25 protein-coding genes are annotated in these 23,846 nt (G+C 51.5%); 13 read left to right on the forward strand and 12 right to left on the reverse strand.

The window, feature by feature from the left end:
• The first annotated feature begins 14 nt into the window (after positions 1-14).
• Entirely contained in the window at positions 15-1,361 is a 1,347-nt protein-coding gene (locus EKM97_RS07090) for a dihydrolipoyl dehydrogenase family protein (protein ID WP_125571700.1), read from the forward strand.
• Positions 1,362-1,497: 136 nt separating this feature from the next.
• Here EKM97_RS07090 and EKM97_RS07095 read toward each other — a convergent pair whose 3' ends face one another.
• On the reverse strand, positions 1,498-2,469 hold the full coding sequence (locus EKM97_RS07095; protein WP_125571701.1) for a zinc-binding dehydrogenase: 972 nt from the start codon (positions 2,467-2,469) through the stop codon (positions 1,498-1,500).
• Positions 2,470-2,634: 165 nt separating this feature from the next.
• On the opposite strand from EKM97_RS07095, the gene EKM97_RS07100 reads away from it, so the two are divergent.
• From EKM97_RS07100 to EKM97_RS07115, 4 genes are read left to right on the forward strand one after another with little or no spacing between them, the layout of a single operon-like run.
• Positions 2,635-2,922 (forward strand): rhodanese-like domain-containing protein, encoded by a 288-nt coding sequence (locus EKM97_RS07100; protein ID WP_125571702.1) that lies wholly within the window; start codon positions 2,635-2,637, stop codon positions 2,920-2,922.
• A 1-nt stretch (position 2,923) separates the two neighbouring features.
• Entirely contained in the window at positions 2,924-3,235 is a 312-nt protein-coding gene (locus EKM97_RS07105; RefSeq protein WP_125571703.1) for a rhodanese-like domain-containing protein, read from the forward strand.
• A complete protein-coding gene (locus EKM97_RS07110) occupies positions 3,232-4,896 on the forward strand; it encodes an FAD-dependent oxidoreductase (RefSeq protein ID WP_125571704.1) in 1,665 nt (554 codons plus the stop codon). The genes EKM97_RS07105 and EKM97_RS07110 overlap by 4 nt, the downstream gene beginning before the upstream one ends.
• Complete coding sequence (locus tag EKM97_RS07115; protein WP_125571705.1) at positions 4,893-5,150, forward strand: metal-sensitive transcriptional regulator; 258 nt, start codon at positions 4,893-4,895, stop codon at positions 5,148-5,150. Before EKM97_RS07110 ends, EKM97_RS07115 begins: the two co-directional genes overlap by 4 nt.
• A 146-nt stretch (positions 5,151-5,296) precedes the next feature.
• Here the strand turns inward: EKM97_RS07115 and EKM97_RS07120 are convergent, their stop codons facing one another.
• Complete coding sequence (locus tag EKM97_RS07120; RefSeq protein WP_125571706.1) at positions 5,297-5,983, reverse strand: transmembrane-type terpene cyclase; 687 nt, start codon at positions 5,981-5,983, stop codon at positions 5,297-5,299.
• Positions 5,984-6,015: 32 nt separating this feature from the next.
• On the opposite strand from EKM97_RS07120, the gene EKM97_RS07125 reads away from it, so the two are divergent.
• On the forward strand, positions 6,016-6,513 hold the full coding sequence (locus EKM97_RS07125) for a TetR/AcrR family transcriptional regulator (RefSeq protein WP_125571707.1): 498 nt from the start codon (positions 6,016-6,018) through the stop codon (positions 6,511-6,513).
• Here the strand turns inward: EKM97_RS07125 and EKM97_RS07130 are convergent.
• The 5 genes from EKM97_RS07130 to EKM97_RS07150 form a co-directional block, all read right to left on the reverse strand.
• The gene (locus EKM97_RS07130) at positions 6,488-7,465 is read right to left on the reverse strand and encodes an alpha/beta hydrolase (RefSeq protein ID WP_125571708.1); all 978 of its coding nucleotides are present in this window, start codon (positions 7,463-7,465) and stop codon (positions 6,488-6,490) included. The genes EKM97_RS07125 and EKM97_RS07130 overlap by 26 nt on opposite strands.
• A gap of 9 nt (positions 7,466-7,474) precedes the next feature.
• Positions 7,475-8,500: an amidohydrolase family protein gene (locus EKM97_RS07135; RefSeq protein WP_125571709.1), complete on the reverse strand. Its 1,026-nt coding sequence runs from the start codon at positions 8,498-8,500 to the stop codon at positions 7,475-7,477.
• A 198-nt stretch (positions 8,501-8,698) separates the two neighbouring features.
• Positions 8,699-9,541, reverse strand: a complete 843-nt coding sequence (locus EKM97_RS07140; protein ID WP_164507470.1) for an MBL fold metallo-hydrolase — start codon at positions 9,539-9,541, stop codon at positions 8,699-8,701.
• Between the two features lie 303 nt (positions 9,542-9,844).
• Positions 9,845-10,435 carry a hypothetical protein gene (locus tag EKM97_RS12050; protein WP_225419238.1) on the reverse strand — a complete coding sequence of 197 codons (591 nt, stop codon included), beginning with the start codon at positions 10,433-10,435 and terminating at the stop codon, positions 9,845-9,847.
• 18 nt (positions 10,436-10,453) lie between these two features.
• Positions 10,454-10,756: a DUF2316 family protein gene (locus tag EKM97_RS07150; RefSeq protein WP_225419239.1), complete on the reverse strand. Its 303-nt coding sequence runs from the start codon at positions 10,754-10,756 to the stop codon at positions 10,454-10,456.
• A gap of 106 nt (positions 10,757-10,862) precedes the next feature.
• Here EKM97_RS07150 and EKM97_RS07155 point away from each other — a divergent pair, with 106 nt between their 5' ends.
• The 4 genes from EKM97_RS07155 (at position 10,863) to EKM97_RS07170 (ending at position 14,249) form a co-directional block, all read left to right on the forward strand.
• On the forward strand, positions 10,863-11,291 hold the full coding sequence (locus tag EKM97_RS07155; RefSeq protein WP_125571711.1) for a MarR family winged helix-turn-helix transcriptional regulator: 429 nt from the start codon (positions 10,863-10,865) through the stop codon (positions 11,289-11,291).
• Between the two features lie 321 nt (positions 11,292-11,612).
• A complete protein-coding gene (locus tag EKM97_RS07160; RefSeq protein WP_125571712.1) occupies positions 11,613-11,966 on the forward strand; it encodes a nuclear transport factor 2 family protein in 354 nt (117 codons plus the stop codon).
• A 31-nt stretch (positions 11,967-11,997) separates the two neighbouring features.
• Positions 11,998-12,648: an NAD(P)H-binding protein gene (locus tag EKM97_RS07165; RefSeq protein WP_125571713.1), complete on the forward strand. Its 651-nt coding sequence runs from the start codon at positions 11,998-12,000 to the stop codon at positions 12,646-12,648.
• A 179-nt stretch (positions 12,649-12,827) separates the two neighbouring features.
• Positions 12,828-14,249 (forward strand): NAD-dependent succinate-semialdehyde dehydrogenase, encoded by a 1,422-nt coding sequence (locus tag EKM97_RS07170; RefSeq protein WP_125571714.1) that lies wholly within the window; start codon positions 12,828-12,830, stop codon positions 14,247-14,249.
• An 82-nt stretch (positions 14,250-14,331) separates the two neighbouring features.
• On the opposite strand, the gene EKM97_RS07175 is transcribed toward EKM97_RS07170, so the two are convergent.
• The 4 genes from EKM97_RS07175 to EKM97_RS07190 all read right to left on the reverse strand — a co-directional run bounded on the left by EKM97_RS07175 (position 14,332) and on the right by EKM97_RS07190 (position 19,198).
• The gene (locus EKM97_RS07175) at positions 14,332-15,276 is read right to left on the reverse strand and encodes a Dyp-type peroxidase (RefSeq protein ID WP_125571715.1); all 945 of its coding nucleotides are present in this window, start codon (positions 15,274-15,276) and stop codon (positions 14,332-14,334) included.
• A 226-nt stretch (positions 15,277-15,502) separates the two neighbouring features.
• Positions 15,503-17,710 (reverse strand): DEAD/DEAH box helicase, encoded by a 2,208-nt coding sequence (locus EKM97_RS07180; protein ID WP_125571716.1) that lies wholly within the window; start codon positions 17,708-17,710, stop codon positions 15,503-15,505.
• Positions 17,711-17,892: 182 nt separating this feature from the next.
• Positions 17,893-18,372, reverse strand: a complete 480-nt coding sequence (gene rlmH / locus EKM97_RS07185; protein WP_125571724.1) for a 23S rRNA (pseudouridine(1915)-N(3))-methyltransferase RlmH — start codon at positions 18,370-18,372, stop codon at positions 17,893-17,895.
• Positions 18,373-18,538: 166 nt separating this feature from the next.
• On the reverse strand, positions 18,539-19,198 hold the full coding sequence (locus EKM97_RS07190; protein ID WP_318530775.1) for a helix-turn-helix domain-containing protein: 660 nt from the start codon (positions 19,196-19,198) through the stop codon (positions 18,539-18,541).
• A 370-nt stretch (positions 19,199-19,568) separates the two neighbouring features.
• Here EKM97_RS07190 and EKM97_RS07195 point away from each other — a divergent pair, with 370 nt between their 5' ends.
• The 3 genes from EKM97_RS07195 (at position 19,569) to EKM97_RS07205 (ending at position 22,946) form a co-directional block, all read left to right on the forward strand.
• Positions 19,569-20,678, forward strand: coding sequence for an SLC13 family permease (locus tag EKM97_RS07195; RefSeq protein WP_125571718.1), 1,110 nt, complete (start codon positions 19,569-19,571; stop codon positions 20,676-20,678).
• Between the two features lie 8 nt (positions 20,679-20,686).
• Positions 20,687-21,799 carry an SLC13 family permease gene (locus tag EKM97_RS07200; RefSeq protein ID WP_125571719.1) on the forward strand — a complete coding sequence of 371 codons (1,113 nt, stop codon included), beginning with the start codon at positions 20,687-20,689 and terminating at the stop codon, positions 21,797-21,799.
• Positions 21,800-21,899: 100 nt separating this feature from the next.
• Complete coding sequence (locus EKM97_RS07205; protein WP_125571720.1) at positions 21,900-22,946, forward strand: Mbeg1-like protein; 1,047 nt, start codon at positions 21,900-21,902, stop codon at positions 22,944-22,946.
• Positions 22,947-22,990: 44 nt separating this feature from the next.
• On the opposite strand, the gene EKM97_RS07210 is transcribed toward EKM97_RS07205, so the two are convergent.
• Positions 22,991-23,617 carry a helix-turn-helix transcriptional regulator gene (locus EKM97_RS07210; protein ID WP_164507471.1) on the reverse strand — a complete coding sequence of 209 codons (627 nt, stop codon included), beginning with the start codon at positions 23,615-23,617 and terminating at the stop codon, positions 22,991-22,993.
• Between the last annotated feature and the right edge of the window lie 229 nt (positions 23,618-23,846).

Below are 23,846 nucleotides of genomic sequence, written 5' to 3' on the forward strand. Positions count from 1 at the left end.
ACGGAGGCAACAATATGGATTATGATGTGATGATGATTGGCTCTGGACATGCGACCTGGCATGCCGCAGTAGCTCTGGCGCAACAGGGTAAACACGTCGCAATTGTGGAAAAAGACCTCGTCGGCGGCACCTGCACCAATTACGGCTGTGACGCAAAAATTGCTCTGGACGGGCCATTCCAACTGGTCGAGCAACTGGAGCGTTTCGCTGACGCCGGGGTTGGTAAAATGCCAACACTGAACTGGCCGGATTTGATGACGTACAAGCACCAGGTTATCGACCCGTTGGCACCAACCATGATCAAGTTGTTTAGTCAGCTGGGCATTACCATGCTCACCGGCGCTGCGCAGCTGACGGACGCCCATACCGTTAACGTTGCCGGTCAGGCCTATACCAGCAACTATATTGTTTTAGGCACTGGTCAACGGCCAGCCACTCTGAACATCCCCGGAGCAGAATACATCCACGATAGTCGTGAATTCCTCGATTTGCCGGACATGCCTGAGCGCTTAGTATTCATCGGTGCCGGCATTATTGCGATGGAATTTGCCGCCATGGCCGCAACCGTGGGTAAAACTGTCGATATCGTGGAGTTTAGTGACAAGGCCCTGGCACCTTTTGACCAGACCTACGTCGCTAAGCTGCAAACAAAATTACAGGCGCAAGGTGTTCGGTTCCACTTCAACGAAGCGGTTAACGGTGTCACCAAGAGCGCAGCCAGCTTCACCGTCACGACTGCTAACGGCCTGCAAATTGAGACTGACTACATTCTGGGCGCAACCGGTCGAGTCGCCAACGTAGAGAACCTGGGCCTTGAAGCACTGGGTATTCAAGCTTCCAAGCGGGGCATCACAGTCAACGACCACCTGCAAACGGCGGTGCCAAACATCTACGCCAGCGGAGATGTCATTGACAAGCCCCAAGCCAAGCTGACACCCGTCGCAACTTTTGAATCCAATTACATTGCGCGGACGATTCTCGGTGATGATAGTTCAATTGTTTACCCAGCAATTCCCAGTGTAGTCTTCACTATGCCCCGACTCGCGACAGTTGGTATCACCGTTGCTGAAGCTAAGACTCAGCCTGACATTTACCGCACTCAGGTCTTACCGTTCGGCCAACAGCTTGCATTCCAATATAAGCGTGCCTTAGACGCTGAAGCGACCTTGGTCTTTGACCAGGCGGGGTACCTCGTCGGTGCCAGCCTGTACGGCGATGACAGCGAGGAACTGGTCAACTTGCTCACCCTAATCATCAATGGCCGCTACACAGCTACCATGTTACAGCAACAAATTTTCGCCTTTCCTAGTGCCTCCGTTGGCCTGCTTGATTTGTTGAGCGGGTTGCTGCCGCGCAACTAAACCAGAACGTGCAAAAATAGACGTATCTACAAATGGATACGCCTATTTTTGTGTCTCTGATATTTATCGCTGTTAAGTGCTCCGCGGATTTAGTGTGACAATTTAATTAGTCCCGTGGCGGCGCCAGCTCCGCGCTTTACGCCATCGTCACCACAAGTTTGCCCACTACCTGATCAGCAGCTAGCTGCTCAAGCCCCGCGACCAATTCCGTACGTGGGAGCACCCGGGACACGAGCGGATCAACGTGCCCTGCAGCAATCAGTGCCAGCAATTCCGTCGCCATCCTGCCCAGATCAGCAATCTGGCGTGAATCTCCGCTACGGTGAGCACCGCCCAAGTCCAGTTTGCTGATGCTTAATGCCTTGCCCGCCGGCACTGACTCTGGCGTCGCCAGTACGCACACCAGCTGCCCGTTGTACGCCAGTCGCGGCAAGTCGGCATCAGGATGCCCAATCGTGTTGATGATGGCGTCAACACCGTGGCCACCAGTTAATTCGCTGATGCGGGCATCGACATCCTCATTGCGGTAATCAATCATCGCCGCCGGGTTCAACTGGGCCACAAAGTCCTGTTTCCGCGCCGACACCGTAGTGAAGACGCGCTTACCGGCATGCTGCAACAATTGGATGGCCATGCTGCCAACACCGCCAGCACCAGCGTGAACCAAAACGGTTTCGACACTCGCCAAGTTGAGTTTCCGCTGCACTGTTTGGTACGCCGTTAAACCCGCACATAAACTAGCGGCCGCCGTCTCAAAACTTAAACTCTCGGGAATTAAAGCCAGTGCGAGCGCTTCTGTTACCACGTAATCAGCAAAACTACCATCTACAGCCAAGTTACCGTGACCACAAACACGCTGACCAGGGACGAACTGCGTGACGCCGGTGCCGACAGCGGCCACAACGCCGGCAACATCCAGCCCCAGCGTGTGCGGATAGCGCCAAGCGGAATTCCCACCAGCAACCAATTTCACGTCAACGGGATTCAGCCCCACCGCGTGCGTCTGGACTAATACCTGACCTGGCCCCGGCTGTGGCTGCGGCCGATTGGTCCACCTTAAAGATGACAGCGTCTGCGCGCCGGCTTCTGGAACAACGAGTGCTTGCATCGAACAATCTCCTTTTTGGTCTAATTATACCCAGATAAGATGACTGCCGCCAAATCATCTTAACCCAGTGTTCGTAGTTGACCTGATACCCCCCATAGTATACGATTGATATATACCCGGTTGGGGTATTTAATTTTATCACGACAAAAAGGAGTAACCATCAAAATGCCTGCAATTCAACCTCAAGCTCTAATCGACCAGCGCACCGTCGACACAGTAATTGTCGACGTCCGCGAAACCGACGAGTTCGCCGCCGGTCACGTTGCGGGGAGTATCAATGTTCCCCTCAGCGAACTCATGGCGCGCCAAAACGAAGTGCCTAATGGCGCCTTCATCATCTGTCGAACTGGCTCCCGCTCCGCAATGGCCACGGAGTTTCTAAACGGCAATGGGCATCAGGTCACCAACGTCCTCGGTGGCGTCACCGCCTGGCCAGAAGACTTGGTGTTGTAGCATGTTTGGCTTGCACCGACTACACACAATCACCACAGACGATTTGACCCAGCGTTTGCAAAATCCCCAAGCACTGCTGCTCGATGTCCGCGAACCCGCAGAATACCGGGCCGGGCATATCGCGAAGGCCAAGAACGTCCCCTTGCGCCGCATTGCCGACTACACGCCGCCCGCAGATAAGCAGCTGTACGTCATTTGCCGCAGTGGTGATCGCTCGAAACAGGCCGCCAGAATTTTGCAGCGTGCTGGTGTGGACGTCATCAACGTGCGCGGCGGAATGTTAACTTGGAAAGGAACGGTAAGAAGATCATGACCAAATACTTGATTGTTGGCGGCGTTGCGGCCGGTATGTCCGCAGCCACCCGTTTGCGGCGGCTGCAAGAAGACGCCGAGATTATCGTATTCGAGCGCGGCCCGCACGTCTCCTTTGCGAACTGTGGCCTGCCCTACTACCTGGGCGGCGAGATTACCGACCGCGACGCTCTCTTAGTGCAAACGCCGGCCAAGCTCAAGGCCCGCTTTAACCTAGACGTGCGTGAAAACACAACGGTCACGGCCATCGATGCAGTTGCCAAAACCGTCCAGGTTAAACCCGCAGACGCCGCAGCGTACGCAGAAGCCTACGACGCTCTCATCCTCGCGCCCGGTGCCAAACCGGTCGTACCCCCAATTCCGGGACTGGCTGACGCGCAAAATGTCTTCACCTTGCGCAACATCCCCGATATGGACCAGATTGAGACTTTCATCAATACCAAGCAGCCACAGTCCGTCGTCGTGATCGGTGCCGGCGCCATCGGTCTAGAAATGACCGAAAGCCTCGTGCAGCGCGGCCTGGACGTGACACTCGTGGATGCAGCTGATCATGTCCTGCCGGCACTGGACATTGAAATGGCCCCCGCTCTGCAGACGGCGCTGACTACACACGGCGTTCACTTGCACTTAGGTGCAGCGGTCGCCGCAATTGGCGACCATGCTGTCACACTCAAGGACGGCCAGCTCCTGCCCGCCGACATGGTGCTCATGAGTGTTGGTGTTAAACCAGAAACAACACTCGCACAAGCGGCCGGCATCAAGCTCGACGTTAAAACTGGCGGCATCACCGTTGACGCGCAGTATCAGACCAGTGTGCCTGACATCTACGCCGTTGGTGACGCCATCACCGTGACGAACCAGCTAACTGGCCAGCCCGCGCTCATCTCGCTGGCCAGTCCGGCTAACCGCCAAGGTCGCCAGGTCGCCGACATTTTGTCCGGTGTTCCGGCACAAAACCACGGCGGTATCGGCACCGCAATCGTGCGCGTCTTCGACCAAGTCGCCGCAACGACCGGCCTCAATGAACGTCAGGCGCAAAATGCGGGACTGAACTTCAAAATGGTGCACCTGAACGGCAAGGACCACGCTGCTTACTATCCGGGCGCGGTCGGTATCAGTCTGAAGCTACTTTTTGATGCGGCGACTGGTCAATTGTACGGTGCGCAGGCAGTCGGTCCCCACGGTGTGGACAAGCGCATCGATGTTTTGGCGACTGCCATCAAGGCCAAAATGACCGTGTTCGACCTGGAAGAACTGGAACTCAGCTACGCCCCACCGTTCGGTGTTGCCAAGGATTCCGTGAACATGTTGGGCTACGCCGGCGCGAACGTCGTGCAGGGTCTGACGCACACCATCCAGTGGCACGAACTTGCCGCTGAATTGGCAGCCGGCAAGCAGTTGCTGGACGTCCGCGAACCCGATGAATTCGCTGGCGGGCACTTCAAGGGTGCCATCAACATTCCGCTAGATGCACTGCGCGAACGTTTGGACGAGCTGGACCCGCAGCAAGCCTACATCGTCAGTTGCCAATCCGGACTGCGGAGTTACAACGCGGAGCGCCTTTTGCGCGGGCACGGTTTTACCGTCCAAAACTTAGATGGTGCCATCGGTCTGGCCGCAACCGTGATTCCCGACATGATTATCAAGGAGGCAGCCAAATGACCCTACATTACGACAAAGCCATGACCAACCGGCTCAAACGCGCCGACGGGCAACTTCAAGGCGTGTTGCGCATGATGAACGATGAAGCCGACTGCCGCGATGTAGTCACCCAACTGACCGCGGTGCGTTCCAGCCTCGACAAACTCATCGGCATCATTGTCGCTGAGAACCTCAAGGACTGTTTGTTGTCTGAGGACCCAGCGCAGCGAGATGAGAAGATTGACCAGGCAGTGAAATTAATTGTGCGTAAGTAAAACATCCAAAAAGCAGGTCGTAGCCCCCGAAAAATCGGAGGCTGCGACCTGCTTTTGTTGACGAGTACTTGCACTTTGCCAGCTGCACAAATCGCCGTCGATGCACCACGGCGGCTTGCGCACCGTCAACTTTAGTTGCAAACTAACTACAAACGTTGCCATGACGAAATGCCACTTGCCTGCAATTCTTTGTAAATCAGTACCATGTACCAACTATCGCAAATGAAGATGAGGCCAACAATCACGGCCATGAAGCCGGTCGGATCACCGATAACTGAAACCAGGCCAACGGTGACTGCTGTTCCCAGCCACTTGCTCCAAGCAACCGTGAAGGACTGGCCATTAATTGGATTGCCATCCCGCTTGCGGCTGTAAAACTGACTGACAAACAACATGCTCATGGCGCAATTCTGAAGCAGGGCGATGAACTTCGCCACTTCAAAAGAATCGTGGTGGAATGCCGGCAGACCACCAAAGAACGATGGCGCAAGTAACATGATGCCAAAGGACGCAGCAAGCCCCAGCACGAAGGCCACGTAGAAAGCCTTCTTAGGCACACCTGACCGTCGTTCGTAATCGGCGGGGCCAAACTTGAAGGTCCCAATCACAATCATAATATCGAGGCACATCCACACCACATTGATGATTGTTTCCATCAGCGAAGACTGCGGCGGATAAATAAAGGAGTAAGTCGTCTCCCAAGCAAAGTTCAAACACAGCGCCGCTAGCGGCATCCCCGGTGTCTTATCCCGCCACGTTCGGTTAACCACGCCTGCATATGTGATGGTCCATGCAATCCCACTAATCAGTGGTGCCATTGTTTCTAAATTCATGTCGTCACTTCTTTCAATTATTTGGAGAGCCTATGAGTCAAACTAAAAATACGGTGTTGTTTCAGAGTTTAGCCGAGTTGAACGCCAAGACGCCGCTGGCGGACATTTCAATCGCCGAGTTGACGACGGCGGCCGGCGTATCGCGGATGTACTTTTACCGTAACTTCAAAACTTACGATGAAATCATTGATCAGCATATCAACGACTTGGTCACCGATTTCATCCGCGCAGTGCGCAAGCGCTCATCTTCCGTCGAGAGCAATGCGACTTTATTCTTCAAAATTCTGGAGCCTGATGCCTCAGCATTCGGCGCCTTCTTAGCGCACAACGAAAGCAACCATATTCAGCGCAACTTTGAGTTGGGTCTGCAGCGTCTGCTAGAACAAGAACTGATTCAAGGTCAAGCCGACCCTTACTGGGAAGCCTACACGGCTGGTGGCCTCAGTCGCGTCATTACGGTATGGCTGAGCAAGCCAGCACGCGAAACGCCGCAGCAAATGGGCGCTAAGATTGCGGCAATTGTTCACTAAAGTATCGCTCAGTTGCCTGCTTGTATGCTTGCATTAACACTGTTGTTGCCGTTACGGCGGATCCTGAAGTTGGTGCCAAAACGTCGAACCCGTGATAGGCACCAGGAAATACCCGACATTCAGCAGCAACACCAGCCCGTTCTAGGTGCTGAAAATACAGCCGTGTTTCGTCATAAAAGGGCTCAATGTCACCCACAAAGGTAAACGCGGGCGGCAAGCGGGAATAATCGGTCAGTCGACCTGGCGCCGCGTATGGTGCCACCGCGTCGGTTTGATAATCCGCACCGAGGTACTGCTTCCAAGCGGCCACATTGCTCTTGGTATTCCAAACTGGCGCGTCGTTATCCTGCGCACTTGCGGTCTGCATGCGGTCGTCCAACATCGGGTAAAGCGGAATCTGAAAGGCAATTTTCACTTCACCCAAATCCCGTGCGTAAGCGGCAACCCCGCAGGCTAAACCACCACCCGCGCTCTCACCGCCGACGAACAGCTGATTCGGCCTAATTCTTAATTCACGCGTGTGTGCTTGCATCCATAACAGTGCATCATAAGCATCATGCAGTGCTGCAGGATAAGGCGCTTCATCAGAAAGACGGTAATCGGGCGCCACGACCACACTATCCGCCGTCTGAATAAAGCGCTCAATTGTGCCGTTTTCAATCTCCGGTAGACCAAATGCATAACCACCACCATGCAACCACAAGAGACCAGTCGCCGGTGCGTCGCTGTTTACTCGCCGATAAACACGAAGGCGCAGAATCTGCCCATCGCGTCTTGGAATGCCAACGGTTGAAACCTCAATGTTGGGATCGCTTGGTTGCGTATCCTTACACTTGGCGGTGATGAGTTTCTGGAGGAACTTGAACTTCCACGACGTGTCCAATTGAACGTGCCGTAATTTTGCCCCGGATGCCCGTAAATCGGCCGCGAGCATTTCATTAGTTACATGCATGTTTCCACCTCACAAATCCAGCAACTGTTCCGCATTGCCGTGACTAATTCGCGCTTTATCTGCATCATTCAGTTCCGTGGCGGCTAAAAAGCTACGCGTGTTATCACGTTTGACGTAAGGGTAGTCTTGCGACCAAATAATGTGCGCCGCGCCAATCGCACTCATCACTTGCTCCATCTGCGCTGGATTATACATTCCACTCGGCGTCACGTAGACGTGTTCCCGGTAGTAATCAGAGAAGTGCTTCTGCAAATGTCCCTCAACCACTGGCCCACACGCTTCATCCAGTCGCTCCAGGAAAGTCGGCACGAATTCGCCCCAGTGACCACTGATGATTTGCAAATCGGGATATCGGTCAAACGCACCGGAATATATCAAGCGGATGACATTGACACCAGCTTCCATATGCCAGCCCCATCCCGCCGTTGCCAGCGCAACGTTTAAACCGCGTGGCTGCAGTCCCGCATAATAGTTTGCCGCAACGGCCTTAGCCGGTAGCCCTGGATGCAGGTAGAGTGGCGCCCCCAACTTGTCGGCCATTGCTAGTAACGGCTCATACTCGGGTGCATCAATGAAACGCTCGCCTTCATTACCCAGAACCATTGCGCCTCTTAGACCGAGCTGGACAATAGCTCGTTCTAACTCCGATGCCGCCGCTTCTGGCACCGCCATCGGTAGGGTAGCAAACGCCGCAAAGCGCGTAGGATGTGCGGTAACAATTGCCGCGAGATGATCATTGATTGCTTGAATCAAATCGAGGTATTGCCTCTGCGGTAGGCTACTCATCCCCACACCACTACTTGAATCGCCGAATGACAAAACCATCATGTCAATTTGGTTGGCATCCATGTAAGCAATGCGCGCGTCAATATCATCCAGTTCTGCGCGCGTGACCGGATAGGCAGCACCACCTTCAATCGCCGCATCCAGCATTTCTTTTGACGGCGTCGGAATGACTTGCAACCGCATCGCCTGCTGAATAGCAGCTGTAACAAATGGAAAACCAATGTGTTCTTCGATTGTGATTAATTTCATATCAAGCACCTGCTTTCATCCTTATTACGAGCATGTGCTTAGAATAAGAGTGCTAATCAAAAGGCTCAACGTAAACGTTACAAATTCGCGTGGATATGTCACAAAAAGCGGCAACTCACTTACTGCAGGGTAAAAAACAGGTCGCAGCCTCCGAAAAATCGGAGGCTGCGACCTGCTTTTATTGTCGCTGCGTTTTGATTAGTGTCGAATCACAGCGTGTGCACTGCTCCACAGCGAGCCCGTGTTAATGTACTGCGGGTACAGCGCCAGCATCTGCCGGTAAAGGTCCTCTGCAGTTGCCGCCGTGTCTGCCAGCCGGTTGAAATCGCCAATGTACTTAATCGTCCGGTCCAAAATGACGGGGTCATCGCTATTATCAGGATTCTTGTGCCCCGCAACGACAAAGCGCGGCTGCAAGGTCTTGAAGTACTCATTATCCTTAATCCAATTCTGCCGCGCATGCAGTGTGGTTTCTTGCATGTAGGCGTGGATGCCATTGTAGGTCGCATCCCCTGCCACCAGCAGCTTCATATCTGGCACCCACAAGCTCGTCGTATCGTGCGTGTCGGTAAACCCGTCCTGAATGATGTTGAGCCGCTGTCCGTCCAGTTCAAAATGGTCGCTAACAACGTCATCCACCCCAACGATAGGATCGGGCAGATTACCAGGAAACAGTGCTTCCCAGGTGCCGGTGATATTCGCTGGCGTCATCACAGCCGGAATCCCATCAGCAGTTTCCCGCGTACCCAGAATTCGGGCGCCCGGAAATGCCGCCTTGATCATACCGGCACCGAAGAAATGGTCAGCGTGGGCATGCGTCAGGTAAATGTATTTAACCGTCACGTGGTGGTCCTTTACCCAATCAATGAGCTCCTGGTTCGCGGACTTGGTCATGTACGTATCCACCAGAACGGCGTGTTGCTGATTGTAGATTAACGTAGACGTGTTAGATACCCACTGCAAATTCTTCGTGTCCGCGGGCACACCCCGGGTTACCCCATCACGTTTGTTGTTAAACACATCGTATTTCAATTCACTCATTATCCATACCCCCATAGTATTACCACCACGCAAGATTTTGCGTGACACTAGTTACATTTAAACTCACTGGTTGATCAGCCACAACCACCTTACTTCTTGTTAGTGAAAATGCAAAGCAATAATTGAACATTTTTTGCGGACAATGTTGAAAATGTGTCTTAAAATCACGGACGTTCGGTTTTATTTGTCTACGCATTCTTGCCATTTCGTCGTCGTGCGCAAGTAAAGGCTCGTAAAAAGCAGCTTGCAGTCCCAAAAATCTGGACTGTAAACTGCCTTTTTGCTTGCCTTACTTAATTATCCTTATTCCCCATCCTTCAGCCACGCCGTTGCGCGCGCATATACTGGTTGCACCGTTTCCGGTCGATCCGTTCCGATGCCGTCCTGGTCAATCTGACCACCGGCCTGAATCCGCACGTAAGCCAGAAAGCGGTAAGAAACGCGCAGACTTTTAGCCAGCGCCACGTCAATGTGCAAATCGGTTCCCGGAATCTCCGGGGCAATAGTGTCCGCCTCGTTGATTGCAGTCATGTCGCTGATTTTCCACTCTCCGGACCGCTTTTCGACACGGTAAACCAGCATCATGAACGACTCAACGATAGCGATATTCTCGCCGAGTTGTACCCAGTGCTTAGTTGTTGCGGGCAACTCAGCATAGCCGTGATTACCATGAACGTGCACGGTTGGCGCCGCGTAACGGCCAACCAGCGGCAACTTGGTGGCGTAATCGACCGGTCGTTGCCCGACAAAAGTAGCGCGCGCATTACCACTAGACCAGCTAGTCGTCACCGTGCCGTCTTCCCAATAACAATTGGCAAGTACATCATTCAATCCGCGACCACGTGCTTGCCGCTCTCCCAAAACCAGTTGACTAATCATTTCAATAGCTGACATCGCTTGCAGTCCTTTCGCTTAATCGATAATCCCGCGTTCAATTATTGCCGCATTCAAGAACCAATAACGGTGATAATCACCCGTCAAGGCGGTAAAAGGTACTTCCGTAATCTGGTGTGCTGCTAGGTACTCGTTGAGATAGTTGCGAATAATCCAGTTGTCCTCAATGCGGCGGGGATGCATTGTGATGCTTTGCGTAATTACTTCCGGCGTCGTCCCGAGATCGCTAGCAATCTGTTCCATGCTCAGTTGACTCCGCTGAATATTTTCCTTAAATTCCCGTTTAGTCGCTACTGTTTGTGCCATCGTTAAAGACATCATGTCCTCCATATGCTAAAATTAACTTGTAAATACAACAAAGATAATAATCCCGCATTCACGATGAGTCAACAAAAAACTTGTAAAATTAACTTTTTTGGAGGGCAACATGGATTTAGGAACTGAAGATGAGCTGATTGAACAGATTTTTCAGATTACCCGCAAAGAGCGTCAATTTATTCAGCAGACACTCAAACAACACGGTCTCAACATCATGCAGGCACAGGCGCTAAACTTCATTGCACAACATCCTGGCGCTATTCAGAAAAAACTGTCCGTGTACTTGGGTAAGTCAGAAGCGACGACAACCAACATCATTAAGATTCTCGAACAGCGGCAGCTGGTTGTTCGTCGTCTTGCCAGCAATAATGAACGGCAAAAACAACTGTACTTGCTGCCGGACGGTCAGGTTCTCGTGCAATCCGTGCACAAAATTTTTATCGACTTGGAGCAGCGGGTTAGTGCACCGCTAACCGCTACTGAGAAAAACACGCTGCTGAGCTTGCTGCACCGAATTAGTGAAGACGCCGCTTTTTAATGCTCACTATCTGAGATGGCATTTCGCTAGTTCCACGTGAAACATAATCATGACTAATTTGTTGTTAATAGTGGACTAACCTCTCACTCTGAAGCAGATAGAAACGCCAATTTTTCGGCGACTCTATCTGTTTTTATTTTGTCATTTCGTCAGAGCACACCCATCCGCACCGCTCGAACGTACAATTTCTCAAAAAAATGCAAAATCCCCCTTGCCTTCAAGTAACTTTAAGGTCGTATGCTAATCGCGACCACTTGCAAGGAAGCAAATGATGCAGTTAGGAATCGGCGGCGTTGCCGTCGTAATAAGGAGCTCTAAAACATGACAAATAACGAATTAATCAATCTCTATCGCAATCAGAACACCATGTCGATTGCGGGTGATACTGCCGGTCTGGCCGCGCTCATGACCCCCGACTTCTACCTCGTGCACATGACGGGGATGAAGCAAAGTAAGGCTGAGTGGCTAGCGGCCATTGCCGATGGGTCAATGCAATATCACGGGGCCACTGAGGATCACCTCGAGATTATGAACAACGCGGAAATCATTGGCCAATCACGGGTGCACGCGACCATTTGGGGCACGGAAAGCACCTGGCGATTGCAGTTACATCTCTACTGCATTCGGCAAAATGGCCAGCTGCTGATCCAGCACATCATCGCCAGCACTTATTAATTAGGCAACTCACAGATAAGGAGTACTCATCATGAAATTACTAATATTAGCTGCTAACGGGCAAGTCGCCCGCATCGTTGAACACCGCATTCTCAACGAGTCGCAATTCGCGAATGTCGAGCTGACGCTCGGCCTGCGCCGCGCACAACGCTTGGCTGCTCTAGCTGATAACCCGCGCGTGCGGCTCGTCGAAACTGACCTCGAAGATGCGCAGTCCGTTGCCACTGCGGTTACCGGTCAGGACATGGTCTTCGTCGCGGTTGTCGATCACGACGCTGACAACGCCATGACGAAAAATGTAATTGCCGCGATGCAGCAAGCGCACGTTAAGCGCGTGATTTTTACCAATATTTTGGGCCTCTACAACGAAGTCCCTGGCGAATTCGGGCGCTGGAACCTTGCCCAAGTACGCGCGGGCCTCAAAGCCGCGCAAAACTCCGATCAGTTGTTGGCGGCATCTGGCTTAACCTACACGACGCTGCGCCTGCCTTGGCTGAATGACCGCGATGAAGTGAAGTACACCGTCACGACGCGCCAGCAACCTTACGTCGGTGTCTCTGGTTCGCGGCAGAGTGTCGCCGATGTCGTCTTGCGCATCGTGGCCGATCCGCAGTACGCGGCCAACGACAGCATCGGGATGGCTGATCCCGATACCCAAGGAGCCAAGCGGCCGGTCTACTAAACGAACAGCGTCAAAAAAGAAGTGCCCCGTTTCAAATGTGGACCACCTGCTTTCAATTGCTTAAAGAGATGCTGATTTGTTGTTTTACTTACTTTTTCTCAACTTATGTGACAACTAATGCTAGACTTAACTTGTATGCAGATTTTGTCAAGATATCCACCAAATAGGAGGAACTCATCATGGCTTATAAAACTGTGAACCCATATACTAACGAAGTCGTTAAGGAATACCCTAACGCAACGGCCGCTGACATTGAAGCGGCACTCACCAATGGCCACAAGCTGTTCAAGCAGTGGGAACATGAAGCACCGGCAACGCGCAGCGACCAATTACGCGACATCGCCCGCCTGCTGCGCCTCCACGCCAAGGACTTGGCCACCACGATGGTCACCGACATGGGCAAGTTGTACCGGGAAGCACTCGGCGAAGTTGAATTGTGCGCAATGATTGCGGACTATTATGCCGACCACGGCGCCGAACTCCTGCAGCCGGTTAAGCTCGATTCCCGTGCCAACGGCGATGCGGAAATCCAAAAGCATCCCCTCGGCATTCTGATGATGGTCGAACCGTGGAACTTCCCTTACTACCAGATCATGCGGGTCTTTGCTCCTAACTTCATGGTTGGTAATCCGATGATTCTCAAGCACGCGTCCATCACGCCTGGTTCTGCTTTGGCCTTCGAAAAGATCATCCACGAATCTACCGCTCCTGATGCCAGCCTGCGCAACCTGTTCTTGAGCTACGACCAGGTTGCCGACGTCATCGCCGACAAGCGGGTGCAGGGCGTTGCGCTCACCGGTTCTGAACGCGGCGGCGTGAGCGTCGCCCGTGAAGCCGGCGCCAACTTGAAGAAGAACACCATGGAACTGGGCGGCACCGATGCCTTCATCGTCCTGGACGACGCTGACATCGATGCGGTGACCAACATTGCCTGGCGCACCCGGCTCTATAACGCCGGTCAAGTTTGCACCTCATCCAAGCGTTACATCGTGGCCGCCAACCTTTACGATGAGTTTGTCGCCAAAATGAAGGCTAATTTTGCCAAAGTAAAGCCTGGTGACCCAATGGCTGAGGACACCACGCTCGCACCCATGAACTCCAAGCGCGCCAAGGATAAGCTGCAAAAGCAAGTCGACGATGCCATTGCGCACGGCGCCACCCTAGTTTATGGCAACGAACCGATTGACCTGCCTGGCCAATTCTTCCAGCCAACCATTCTGACCAACATCAAACCGGATAACCCCGCTTACTCACAGGAAATGTTCGGTCCCGTTGCCCAGATCTACAAGGTGGACAGCGAGCAGGAAGCCATCGACCTGGCCAACGATTCCGACCTGGGCCTGGGCGGCATTGTATTCTCCGGCGATGCGCAGCGCGGCAAGCGCGTCGCTTCCCAGATTGAAACCGGGATGGTCTTCGTCAATAACTTCATGGTCACCCTGCCCGAATTGCCATTCGGCGGCATTAAGAAGTCCGGCTACGGCCGCGAGATGAGTGCGCTGGGGCAAAACGCCTTCGTCAACGAGCAGTTGATTGTAACGGCTGAGCACCCCGACATGAACAATCTCGCCGGTGCGCTGGTCGCAACCGATCCGGAGTAAACAGCGCAATATGAGTTAACGCAAAAGGACAGTCAGCATTGCTGGCTGTCCTTTTGTGTTTCATTTCAAGCGTGGGAATTGTTTAAAATGGTTCGCCGTCCGCAATCTTGCCCAACACACTCAGCGACGGAATGAAGAACAATTCGCCGCTAACTGGCGTGGAGAAGTCCAGGAGGCGGTCGGAATTGGTGAACATCCCCTCCAGCATCCGCTTGGTCACGGCCCAGTGGCGCGCGTAGCCGATGAAGTAGGTCCCGTTGAGGCCCTCGGCAGGATTGCTGAAAGGCACGTTCATGCGCACAATCTTGTGCTCAACGCCGCCCTCGTTGTCCTGCGACACCACGTTGTGGGCGTTTTCCGCCTTGTCCTCGTCTTCCAGCTCCACGTCCGTGAACTTCTTGCGCCCAATCGCGGCCTCTTGTTGCTCTGTCTTCAGTTTGTTCCACGCATCCATGTCGTGGTGGTACATCTGCGCGAAGGCGTAGGAGCCGTTGATGAAGCGCGAATCCTCGTCGCCAATTACGGCGTAGTCCGGCGTATCCAGCGCACTCGGGTTCTCAGTGCCGTCAACGAAACCAATGATGGCGCGGCCTTCAAAATACCGGAAGCCATGCGTCTCGTCGAGCACGGTGACCTGTGTTTTGATGCGGTCCATCACCTGGCTCATGAGTTCAAACGGCACTGCTGAGTTCTTGGCCCGAATGTGGAAGAACAAATCGGCAGGCGTTGCCGGCGCGGTGTATTTTGGCCCCACTACCGGCTGGAAATCCTCGAGCTCAGCTGGCCGCGGGCCGTCTGGGAAGAGGTAATCCCAGGCCCGCCGCGACAGCCCGAATGCCACGGCCAGCCCCGCCTCCGGATAGCGCACGTTCAGCGATGATTCGAACGCTGGCAGGCGTTCGGCCAGATCCTGAATCATCGCCAAATCGGCCGCATGGTCTTGCCGGTGCATATCCATGGTCGCAAAAATGATGTTGTCCCCCGCGTCCTTGTAGACAGCTTGAACGTCTTTCAAATCTATTGGCATAGTAGCTCCTCCTCGATGATAGCGATTTCAATCACGTCTGATTTCAGTATACCGAAACTCGCGGTGGGAGACAAAATCATTCAGCTCAACTGCAAATGAGTAGTAATTCAGTCATTCAAGATTGCACGCAGACTTGCATTCCGGTTAGCATCTTCTTAATTTTTAAAAAATCTTTTCAGTGTGTCTTAAATCAGCTTTTGTGGCACTTACTGCAAAGAATCCACATCTAAATAGCAAGCCGTCTTTGTTCTGATGCAATTATAGTATTGACTAGATTTTGCTCGCTTTTATCTTTTGCCAGCGCTGAACTATCTGCCATTGCAGAATCTCTAGCAAACGCATCAAAAAGTTTACTTTTAGACTGCAGAAGATTCATCATCAATTCATCAACACTATTCTCAGTGAGCAGTCGAATTACTCTAACATTCTTAGTTTGACCCATTCTATATGCTCGTGAAATTGCTTGAGCCTCTGTTGAGGGTTTAAATTGTGGCTCGGCTAAGACTACGATGCTTGCTGTTTGCAAATTCAGTCCATATCCTAGCGTATCAATTTGTGCAGGAAGCACAAACTTCTCTGTAGAATCAACAAATTCATCAATTCTGGCCTGTCTATCGATAGTTGAGATCGCACCAGTGATTGGGGGAATTGCTATATCTGGCATCGACTGATAAATTGTCGATAATACATTTTTGAAGAAAGAAAATATCAAAACTTTCTCACCATTCTTCGATGCATCGCTGCAAAGCTCTTTAAGTCTAACAAGCTTCGGTATTTCATTAGCTTGTGGTCCTTCCCATGCAACTCTTCTCATAGCCATGAATCCTTGTTCTTCTACAGCCGTTTTATAAAGTGTCATCTGAGAATCAGAAAAATCAGACCATTCTTCCACTTGCGTCAGCGGTGGCAATTCATTCAATACCTCATTTCGATTTCTACGAAGATAAACAGGAGCAATCGCTTTTCTGAATACTAGACTATCGGCATGGTCTAGTCTCTTACTTCTTAAATAACGAGAAAAATTATCTGCTCTAGATTCTTTAGACAGTCCTTCCAGACCCAAAATCTTTAAAATTTTCGGATACAATGGAACAATAAGATTAATCATGTCTTCGACATGATTTTCCAACGCAGTGCCCGTCATAAAAAGAGCATAAGGCGTTTTTTCGGCTAAAGAGGTAACAAAATCTGATCTTTTTCGGCCTGGATTTTTAACCAAATGTGCTTCATCCGCTACTAAAAATTGCGTATGTGAAAATAGTATTTCCTTATCCAATCGCCAGACTGATTCATAATTACAGATTCCAATACCGCCAGTTTGCGCCCACTCAACTAACTTCGCATCTCGAGTTTCCTTATTACCACGCAAATTAATAGTGTGCATTGATGTATGCTTTGCAACTTCCCGTTCCCAATTAATTATGATGCTGCTAGGACAAACCACAAGAAAGTGGGTATACCCTGCGTTGGCTCTGTCGGTTATTGCTGCCAGTGCCTGAACAGTTTTCCCTAATCCCATCTCATCACCGAGCAAAGCTTTATGTTGCGATAAAATATACTTTGCACCAAACTTTTGCCATCCACGTAAAACAGATTTAAAACCAGCAATATTTATGGGAGTTGCATTTACATTATCGGCCAAAGTTTTCGGAATTAATTTTTTATCAAAGGGTTGAGTCTTTGTTCCTGGAAGATCGGCATGCTCCATCTGCGCATAAAGAGTTGCGGCATTCACACTAAAGTATTCCTTTTCATCAACCACCCTAAATGTCGCAATTTCATCCAGTTGACTGATTATTGCGTTGGTTCGCTCAGACTCACTGATGATCCAACGTTTTAAATCGTCAACTTTTTGCTCTCGTAGCGATTTCTGACCACTACTGGTAAAAATTAACCAAAAACGTGAATGCTTACGTGGGTCTATCCCCTGCTTAATTCGTAATTCATCAGCGTAAGAGTCTTTTTCGGCCTCCTTAACAGTTCTGGATATTTGTTCCACCTGACCATTCACACGCAAGTAATGTACGAGTCTCGCACTTTTCGTAGGATATGTGTCAAAATCTATGCGTAACTTCACTGATTGAATCATCGATTCGTATATTTTGTGTACCCGCTTACGAATACGGATATATTCCTCATTAGCGATACCCGGAAGTGACGAATTGCTTGAAAGTCTTCCCTCTAAATCAAGTAGGTTTTTTATACCCCATGATTGAAATTCCGATGAGATAATGTTCTCGCTTACTCCCTCCAGGGACTCAATTTTTTGCTTCTTAAGCAAACTGTCTCTTTCTGCGCCAAGTAACGTGTCAGCAGAAATAATTAACTGACGCTCCAAATCGTCAGCGGTATGCATCACAGAAACCGATTTTTCATGTACAGTATCGGCCTTCTTTAGTACATCATTAACTTCCCTAATAGTTGAAAATGACATAGACTAACCCCCAATAATTACAATTTCACAGAAACGGATACGCACAAAAAAAGCATCTACTGTGAACGACTAGCACTAACTAAAAACGCAAACATAGAATAGCGGTTGTTCCCAAGTAATTAACTTTCATAGGAATTTAAAGCCCACAATGACCGTTCACCACTTCAAAATCAATTTGCGCATCATTTGTGATACGGCCGCCCCGCGTTAATCATGAATGCACGGTAAATCTGCTCAATCAGTACCAAGCGCATCAGTTGGTGCGGCAAGGTCAGCTTCCCGAAACTGAGCGTGTCGTTCGCCCGCTTCATCACGGCCGGCGACAATCCCAGTGAGCCCCCAATGACGAAGGTGATGTCGGGGTGCCCATACGTCCCGAGATCCGCAATCTCCTTGGCGAAGACTTCGCTGGCGCGTTGCTTCCCCTCAATCGCCAGGGCAATCACGTGCTCGCGGTCCTTAATCTTGCCAAGAATGCGTTCACCCTCCTTCTCCTTAACTTCCATCATCTCGGATTCAGAAAGGGACTCTGGTGCCTTTTCGTCGGCAACCTCGACGATTTCGACCTTGGCAAAAGCCCCCAGGCGCTTCTTATATTCTGCAATGCCGGCCTTGAAGTACTTTTCCTTCAATTTACCGACACCAATGATCTTAATGTTCACGTTCATTCACCTCGCACCCATTATATCAGAGCCAGTTTTACGCGTGAAAACAAGGTAGTTGCATTTCGTAACTATCGCAATTAATGAAATCGCTTTTTAGCCGTTTTCTCAATTCAAAAGGCATCAAAAAAGCCGTCCTGTCAGCGTTCTGACAAGACGACCTCACTTATGCTCTTTTGCGAATGGAGAAACTGCTCACCAGGTCGCCGTTCTCCTGTGCGTACTCTTTAATCCGGTAGATTTGCTTGCGGTTGATACCGACCGTCCGCGCAATTTGTGTGACCGGTAGGCTCTCCGTGAGCATGCGCAGAACATCGTGGTAGATGCCACGCTTGACCGGATTGGGAGAATCCGGAGCGTATTCGCGCTTGCGACCGCGCTCGCCGTGGTGTTCGCTCGTCAGGCCGAAACCCGCGTGCGGGTGGGAATCCCGCAGGCTTGCGAACTCTGTGACATCCCGCAACAAGCAAGTCAACTGCCAGCGTTCACTGGCATCGTGCACCGATGCAAAACTTGGCAGGTTGAGGATGTTCAGCGAGGCGCTGCGACTGCACACCGCGTTCAAAGCGGCGCTCACATCGACGTTATCATCACCTAGCTCCAGGAGGCTCATAATGACGATCTCGTCCCCCGTATGGACGTACGCGAGCATCTCCTTGAACTCTGGACGTTCAAGTGCGGGCGTATCGACCGAATCAGCGAATATTTTGCGTGCACCAGCTGCACGCAAATCCGCAAAATCATCATCCGTGTACTTCTGATTAGATTTATTCCAACTGTACCCAATTATGATGATTGTTCGCCTCCTTTCAAGATGGCTATTAATATTCCATTAGTGTCTTTATCATAATTGTCACATTGAATTCTGTCAATACTTTTAGAAAAGTCTTTTATGCCACAGGTCGACTACCGTTGCCGCAACGGCGGGTGTGGAACCTTTTGTCCCGTTTATGCTACGCAAAATTTTCCGAAAAATTTGTCATTTACTGGCAGACGGGTGTTGCCTTATCACTTACTTTTCATTTTAATGCGAACATTATTGTAAGGGTACACCTTAATGATTCGTTATTAAGCTTTAGTCTTTTTTTACTTTAGACCCCTTTTTTAATCGCTGTAAGTATTTTTCCAAAAATGAGTTGTTTCCATATGTAATTAAGTGCAAAATTATGGTGTTGAGCCCTCGAAAGGATGGTCCCATGACAGCAGTCAAAACCATCGTCAAAGACCGCGTCTTCCAGATTACGGCGATTATCGCCATCATTAGCTGCTTTGCAGCAAGGCCGCGGCTCGCTGACATTAACTTCACTACCCTGTGGTCACTTCTTGCGATGATGACCACCATCCAAATATTTGAACATCTACACGTACTCGACTGGCTTGCTTACCACATGACCAGCAGAGCGCATAATGCGCGTCAGCTCACTGTTTTGTTTGTGATGTTGTCGTTTTTTTCTGCCATGTTTCTTACCAATGACATGGCGGTTTTGACATTCATTCCGCTGTACCTGCGCATTGCTAAAAAACTCGATCTGCCGGAAATCATCCCCGTCACGGCCATCACCATTGCGGCCAATCAGGGGAGCGCGATGACGCCCTTCGGGAACGCCCACAACATTTTCCTGATGGCCAAGTTCCACATCCCACTGCAAGACTTCATGTTGTGGGTTGGTCCGATGCTGGTGGTGGCGGTGCTTTTTCTTGCTGTGCTCGTCATGCTCGTGCCCAAGCAAGAAGTGCCACGTGTGCCCGTTAAGGATATTCGCATCATGGCCCGGCCAACCGCCATTACCTGTGTGGTTGCGCTGATCGTGTTTGCGTCCATCTTCGACATTGTGCCCGCTTGGGTGGCAGCCGTTGTGGCCATCGTCTTTGCAGTGCTGCTGGACTGGCACATCATGGGCAAGGTGGACTACGCCATTGTCCTGACTTTCACCGGTTTCTTCATTATCATCAGCAATATTAACCAGATTCCGTTCATTTCCCAGGTGCTGGGCGACATCGTCAACACGCCAGTATCTGTGTACCTGACTAGCATCATCTGCTCCCAGTTTATTTCCAACGTTCCGACCACCGTGCTCGTGGCCAACTTCACCAAGCACATTCCGGCGTTGTTCTACGGAACAAACATCGGCGGACTTGGCACGCTGGTTGCTAGTATGTGTAACCTCGTGGCGTTCAAGCAGTACACCATTTACAGTAAGAAATCACACGGCCGATTCCTTTTGCACTTCACCTTGATTAACTTCGTGGCCTTGGCAATTATCGGAACCGTTGGCCTGTTTGCAGTTTTAATGTTTGAGAATTAAGGGAGCTTATGCTAACAGCTGTTAAATCAATCGTCAAAGACCGGGTCTTTCAGATAGCGGCAATCGTTGCTATCCTGAGTCTCTTTCTGGCTCGCCCACGCGTCGCTGACATTAACTTCACAACCTTGTGGTCACTCCTCGGGATGATGACCATAATCCAAGTTTTCGAATATTTGCACGTGCTCGACTTTTTGGCCTACCGACTTACTGCCGGTGCCCACAGCGCACGCCAGCTCACATGGTTCTTCGTGCTTTTGTCCTTCGTCGCAGCCATGTTCCTGACCAACGACATGGCCGTTTTGACCTTCATGCCGCTGTACCTGCGTGTTGCCAAGAAGATGGACCTGCCGCAGATTCTGCCCGGAACCGCGATTGCCATTGCGGCCAACCTGGGGAGTTTCATGACGCCTTTTGGGAACCCGCACAACATTTTCCTGATGAGCAAGTTCCACATCTCCTTGCTCAACTTCGGTAAGTGGGTGCTGCCCCTATTTATCATCGGGGTACTCTTCCTCGGCGTGCTGACACTCTTCGTTAAGCCCAAAGCCGTGCCGGTCGTGCCCGTTCAGGACCTGCGCATCAACCCGCGGCTGGTGACCATCACCTGCCTCGTGGCCGTGCTGGTGTTCCTGTCCGTCTTCGGCGTCCTGCCCCCATGGCTGGCCGCCGTCATCGTGGTGATCTACGCGGTGGCCTTGGATCGCAAAATTCTGATTCACGTCGACTACGGCATCATCTTCACCTTCTTGTGCTTCTTCATCATCGTTAGTGACATCCAGCAGGTGCCATTCGTGGTGAAGATGCTCAGCGGTCTGGAACGTAACCCTGTCTCTGTCTACTTCACCAGTATCGTGGCGTCACAGGTTATGTCCAACGTGCCCGCAACTGTCCTGGTTGCTCAGTTCTCCCACCACGTCGCTGCCATGTTCTACGGTACCAACGTCGGTGGCCTGGGCACCATGATTGCCAGCTTGTGCAACCTGCTGGCGTTCAAGCAATTCAACATTTATGCCAGCAAGGATGCCAAGAAGAAGTTCTTCCTGCCGTTCACGGTAATTAACTTCATCGCCTTGTTCGTTATCGGTGGTGTCTGCCTGCTCGCGGTGATTTACTACAGCTAACTTAAACATGACAAAAGGTTCCGGCATCCGCCGGAACCTTTTTATATCCGCTATCCCGATTTTGTGATGTGCTACACTAGTGGCGAAAGGACGTGAGTACATGGCGACAGTCTTCGATTATCTGGATCAATACGGCGCGCAAAACTTCACCACAACGCCGCTAACCGTTGTGGACGCGGCAATTCTAGCGCAACTGGCTTACTGCGACTTCAGCGGTCGACCAAGTGGCCGCTTGCGAGACATTAATGCGAATCAGGCTGCCCAAATGGTCGCCGGCACCTGGCAGGAAGACGCCAACCAGCGGCTGCTCACCACCCTCGCTGCCAGTGCGCGCTACCGCGACGTGGCGTGGCTGCAACCCGTCACCCGTAGCGATGCCGAGCGTCAGCAAGAATTCTCCGCCGTGACCTGGCGCCTAGCGCCCGATTGCTACTACCTGAGTTTTCGCGGCACGCGCGCCAGTTTTGTCGACTGGAAGGAAGACTTCAACATGACCTTCCTGGATGCCATTCCGTCCCAGCAAGCAGCGCTCACTTACCTGCAGCACATTGCGACGCAGTATCCGGGACACTACTACCTGGGTGGTCATTCCAAGGGCGGCAACCTCGCAACTTTTGCCTTCGCGCACGCTGGCAAACTGGCTAGCAAGATCCGCATGGTCTACAACCTCGACGGGCCCGGCTTGCAAAATCCCTTGCCACTGAGCAACAAAGTGCTGAAACTCGTGCCGCAGTCCTCCCTCATTGGTATGATTTTGGACCCAAGCCAGGATTTTGCGGTCGTCCACAGCACGGCCATTGGCTTTCGCCAACATGATCTGTTCACTTGGGAAGTTAACGACCACAACTTCGTTTACTTGCCAGCTACTGATAGGGGCTCCCAGTACGCGCAGAAACTCCTTGCCGACTGGGTTGCCGGTTTGGATGATACCACCAAGCAGCAAGCGCTGGATGCCGCCTACAACGTCATTGCCAGCACCCAGGGCACCAACTTCGCGGACCTTGGTAAGGAACCTGTCCAGAACGCCAAAGCGCTACTGTCGGGACTGCACGCCGCTGATGACGGTGACCGCGCAGCCTGGCGGGCAGTCGCCATTGGCCTGGCACGCGCGTTGCGGGCGAACCCGCCGAAGCCATGGCAAAAATAACCCGTAATCAATCTTGTGCAGATTGATTACGGGTTTTTAGTTGCTCAATTACGGTGCGGCCGGTTCTCTTCCGGATGACGTAAGGCGTGAACCGTAGCAATCAAGAACACCAACGTCCCGCTACCAATCATCACCCACGTGTCCGTTCCCCAACCGTTCAAACGGCCGAATACCGCGGCAAAAGTCAGCCATAATAACCCGACGATGGCCAATCTTATTCTGAGATCAATTACCCGTGGTTGTACCAGCCGCCAGTATTCGCGCGTCAGGTACTGATTCACAATTGTCGCCAAACTTGTCACAATAATCAAAAAAGAAAGACTGAGTGGCGGCAGAATCATGCCAGGCAAGCGTAGTAGGGACCCAATCGTCATCACCAGCAAAATTAGTGACACCGCCTGAATGGCGTGGTAACTCTGCCTTGCTGCCTTCATCCCCTTGGCCTGCTTGGTCAAATTCATCACAAACTGATCGTCTTCGCGCAGTAAAGTATCCAATGAGAGATTGAACATATCAGCCAACTTAATCAGACTCTCCACGTCTGGGTAGGTGCGTCCAGTCTCCCAACCGGAAATAGTCTGCCTTGTGAGATGAAGGCAATCTGCGACCTCTTGCTGCGTCATTTGGTGTGCTTGGCGTGCCGACTTCAATTTTGCCCCTACCGTTGCCATGATGAACGCCTCCCGTCTTGGCTTCATCATACGCGCTCGCGGCGCAGTCAACCATCAGAAATCGCGACGAGAATTGTTGCGAGGACATGCAAAATGGCATCCACATCAAATTAAGTGTGGATGCCATTTTGCTGCACTTGAGCAGTAAGTTTTATTTCCCGGGAACAATCGCGCATTTCGCGCCCGTCCCGTGGTATCAACGTTTCTAGCACCATCGATTTTACGGTGG

It is taken from the genome of Lacticaseibacillus songhuajiangensis (assembly GCF_003946025.1).
In the GTDB taxonomy this organism is placed as follows: Bacteria; Bacillota; Bacilli; order Lactobacillales; family Lactobacillaceae; genus Lacticaseibacillus; species Lacticaseibacillus songhuajiangensis.

What these genes read in the sequence shown, in the direction of transcription:
- EKM97_RS07100 (WP_125571702.1), top strand. Translation starts at nt 2,635, where the DNA reads ATGCCTGCAATTCAACCTCAAGCTCTAATCGACCAGCGCACCGTCGAC.
- EKM97_RS07125 (WP_125571707.1), top strand. Translation starts at nt 6,016, where the DNA reads ATGAGTCAAACTAAAAATACGGTGTTGTTTCAGAGTTTAGCCGAGTTG.
- EKM97_RS07110 (WP_125571704.1), top strand. Translation starts at nt 3,232, where the DNA reads ATGACCAAATACTTGATTGTTGGCGGCGTTGCGGCCGGTATGTCCGCA.
- EKM97_RS07120 (WP_125571706.1), bottom strand. Translation starts at nt 5,983, where the DNA reads ATGAATTTAGAAACAATGGCACCACTGATTAGTGGGATTGCATGGACC.
- EKM97_RS07205 (WP_125571720.1), top strand. Translation starts at nt 21,900, where the DNA reads ATGGCGACAGTCTTCGATTATCTGGATCAATACGGCGCGCAAAACTTC.
- EKM97_RS07170 (WP_125571714.1), top strand. Translation starts at nt 12,828, where the DNA reads ATGGCTTATAAAACTGTGAACCCATATACTAACGAAGTCGTTAAGGAA.
- EKM97_RS07155 (WP_125571711.1), top strand. Translation starts at nt 10,863, where the DNA reads ATGGATTTAGGAACTGAAGATGAGCTGATTGAACAGATTTTTCAGATT.
- EKM97_RS07200 (WP_125571719.1), top strand. Translation starts at nt 20,687, where the DNA reads ATGCTAACAGCTGTTAAATCAATCGTCAAAGACCGGGTCTTTCAGATA.
- EKM97_RS07095 (WP_125571701.1), bottom strand. Translation starts at nt 2,469, where the DNA reads ATGCAAGCACTCGTTGTTCCAGAAGCCGGCGCGCAGACGCTGTCATCT.
- EKM97_RS07115 (WP_125571705.1), top strand. Translation starts at nt 4,893, where the DNA reads ATGACCCTACATTACGACAAAGCCATGACCAACCGGCTCAAACGCGCC.
- EKM97_RS07160 (WP_125571712.1), top strand. Translation starts at nt 11,613, where the DNA reads ATGACAAATAACGAATTAATCAATCTCTATCGCAATCAGAACACCATG.
- EKM97_RS07180 (WP_125571716.1), bottom strand. Translation starts at nt 17,710, where the DNA reads ATGTCATTTTCAACTATTAGGGAAGTTAATGATGTACTAAAGAAGGCC.
- EKM97_RS07140 (WP_164507470.1), bottom strand. Translation starts at nt 9,541, where the DNA reads ATGAGTGAATTGAAATACGATGTGTTTAACAACAAACGTGATGGGGTA.
- EKM97_RS07130 (WP_125571708.1), bottom strand. Translation starts at nt 7,465, where the DNA reads ATGCATGTAACTAATGAAATGCTCGCGGCCGATTTACGGGCATCCGGG.
- EKM97_RS07090 (WP_125571700.1), top strand. Translation starts at nt 15, where the DNA reads ATGGATTATGATGTGATGATGATTGGCTCTGGACATGCGACCTGGCAT.
- EKM97_RS07165 (WP_125571713.1), top strand. Translation starts at nt 11,998, where the DNA reads ATGAAATTACTAATATTAGCTGCTAACGGGCAAGTCGCCCGCATCGTT.
- EKM97_RS07210 (WP_164507471.1), bottom strand. Translation starts at nt 23,617, where the DNA reads ATGGCAACGGTAGGGGCAAAATTGAAGTCGGCACGCCAAGCACACCAA.
- EKM97_RS12050 (WP_225419238.1), bottom strand. Translation starts at nt 10,435, where the DNA reads ATGTCAGCTATTGAAATGATTAGTCAACTGGTTTTGGGAGAGCGGCAA.
- EKM97_RS07150 (WP_225419239.1), bottom strand. Translation starts at nt 10,756, where the DNA reads ATGATGTCTTTAACGATGGCACAAACAGTAGCGACTAAACGGGAATTT.
- EKM97_RS07135 (WP_125571709.1), bottom strand. Translation starts at nt 8,500, where the DNA reads ATGAAATTAATCACAATCGAAGAACACATTGGTTTTCCATTTGTTACA.
- EKM97_RS07175 (WP_125571715.1), bottom strand. Translation starts at nt 15,276, where the DNA reads ATGCCAATAGATTTGAAAGACGTTCAAGCTGTCTACAAGGACGCGGGG.
- EKM97_RS07105 (WP_125571703.1), top strand. Translation starts at nt 2,924, where the DNA reads ATGTTTGGCTTGCACCGACTACACACAATCACCACAGACGATTTGACC.
- EKM97_RS07195 (WP_125571718.1), top strand. Translation starts at nt 19,569, where the DNA reads ATGACAGCAGTCAAAACCATCGTCAAAGACCGCGTCTTCCAGATTACG.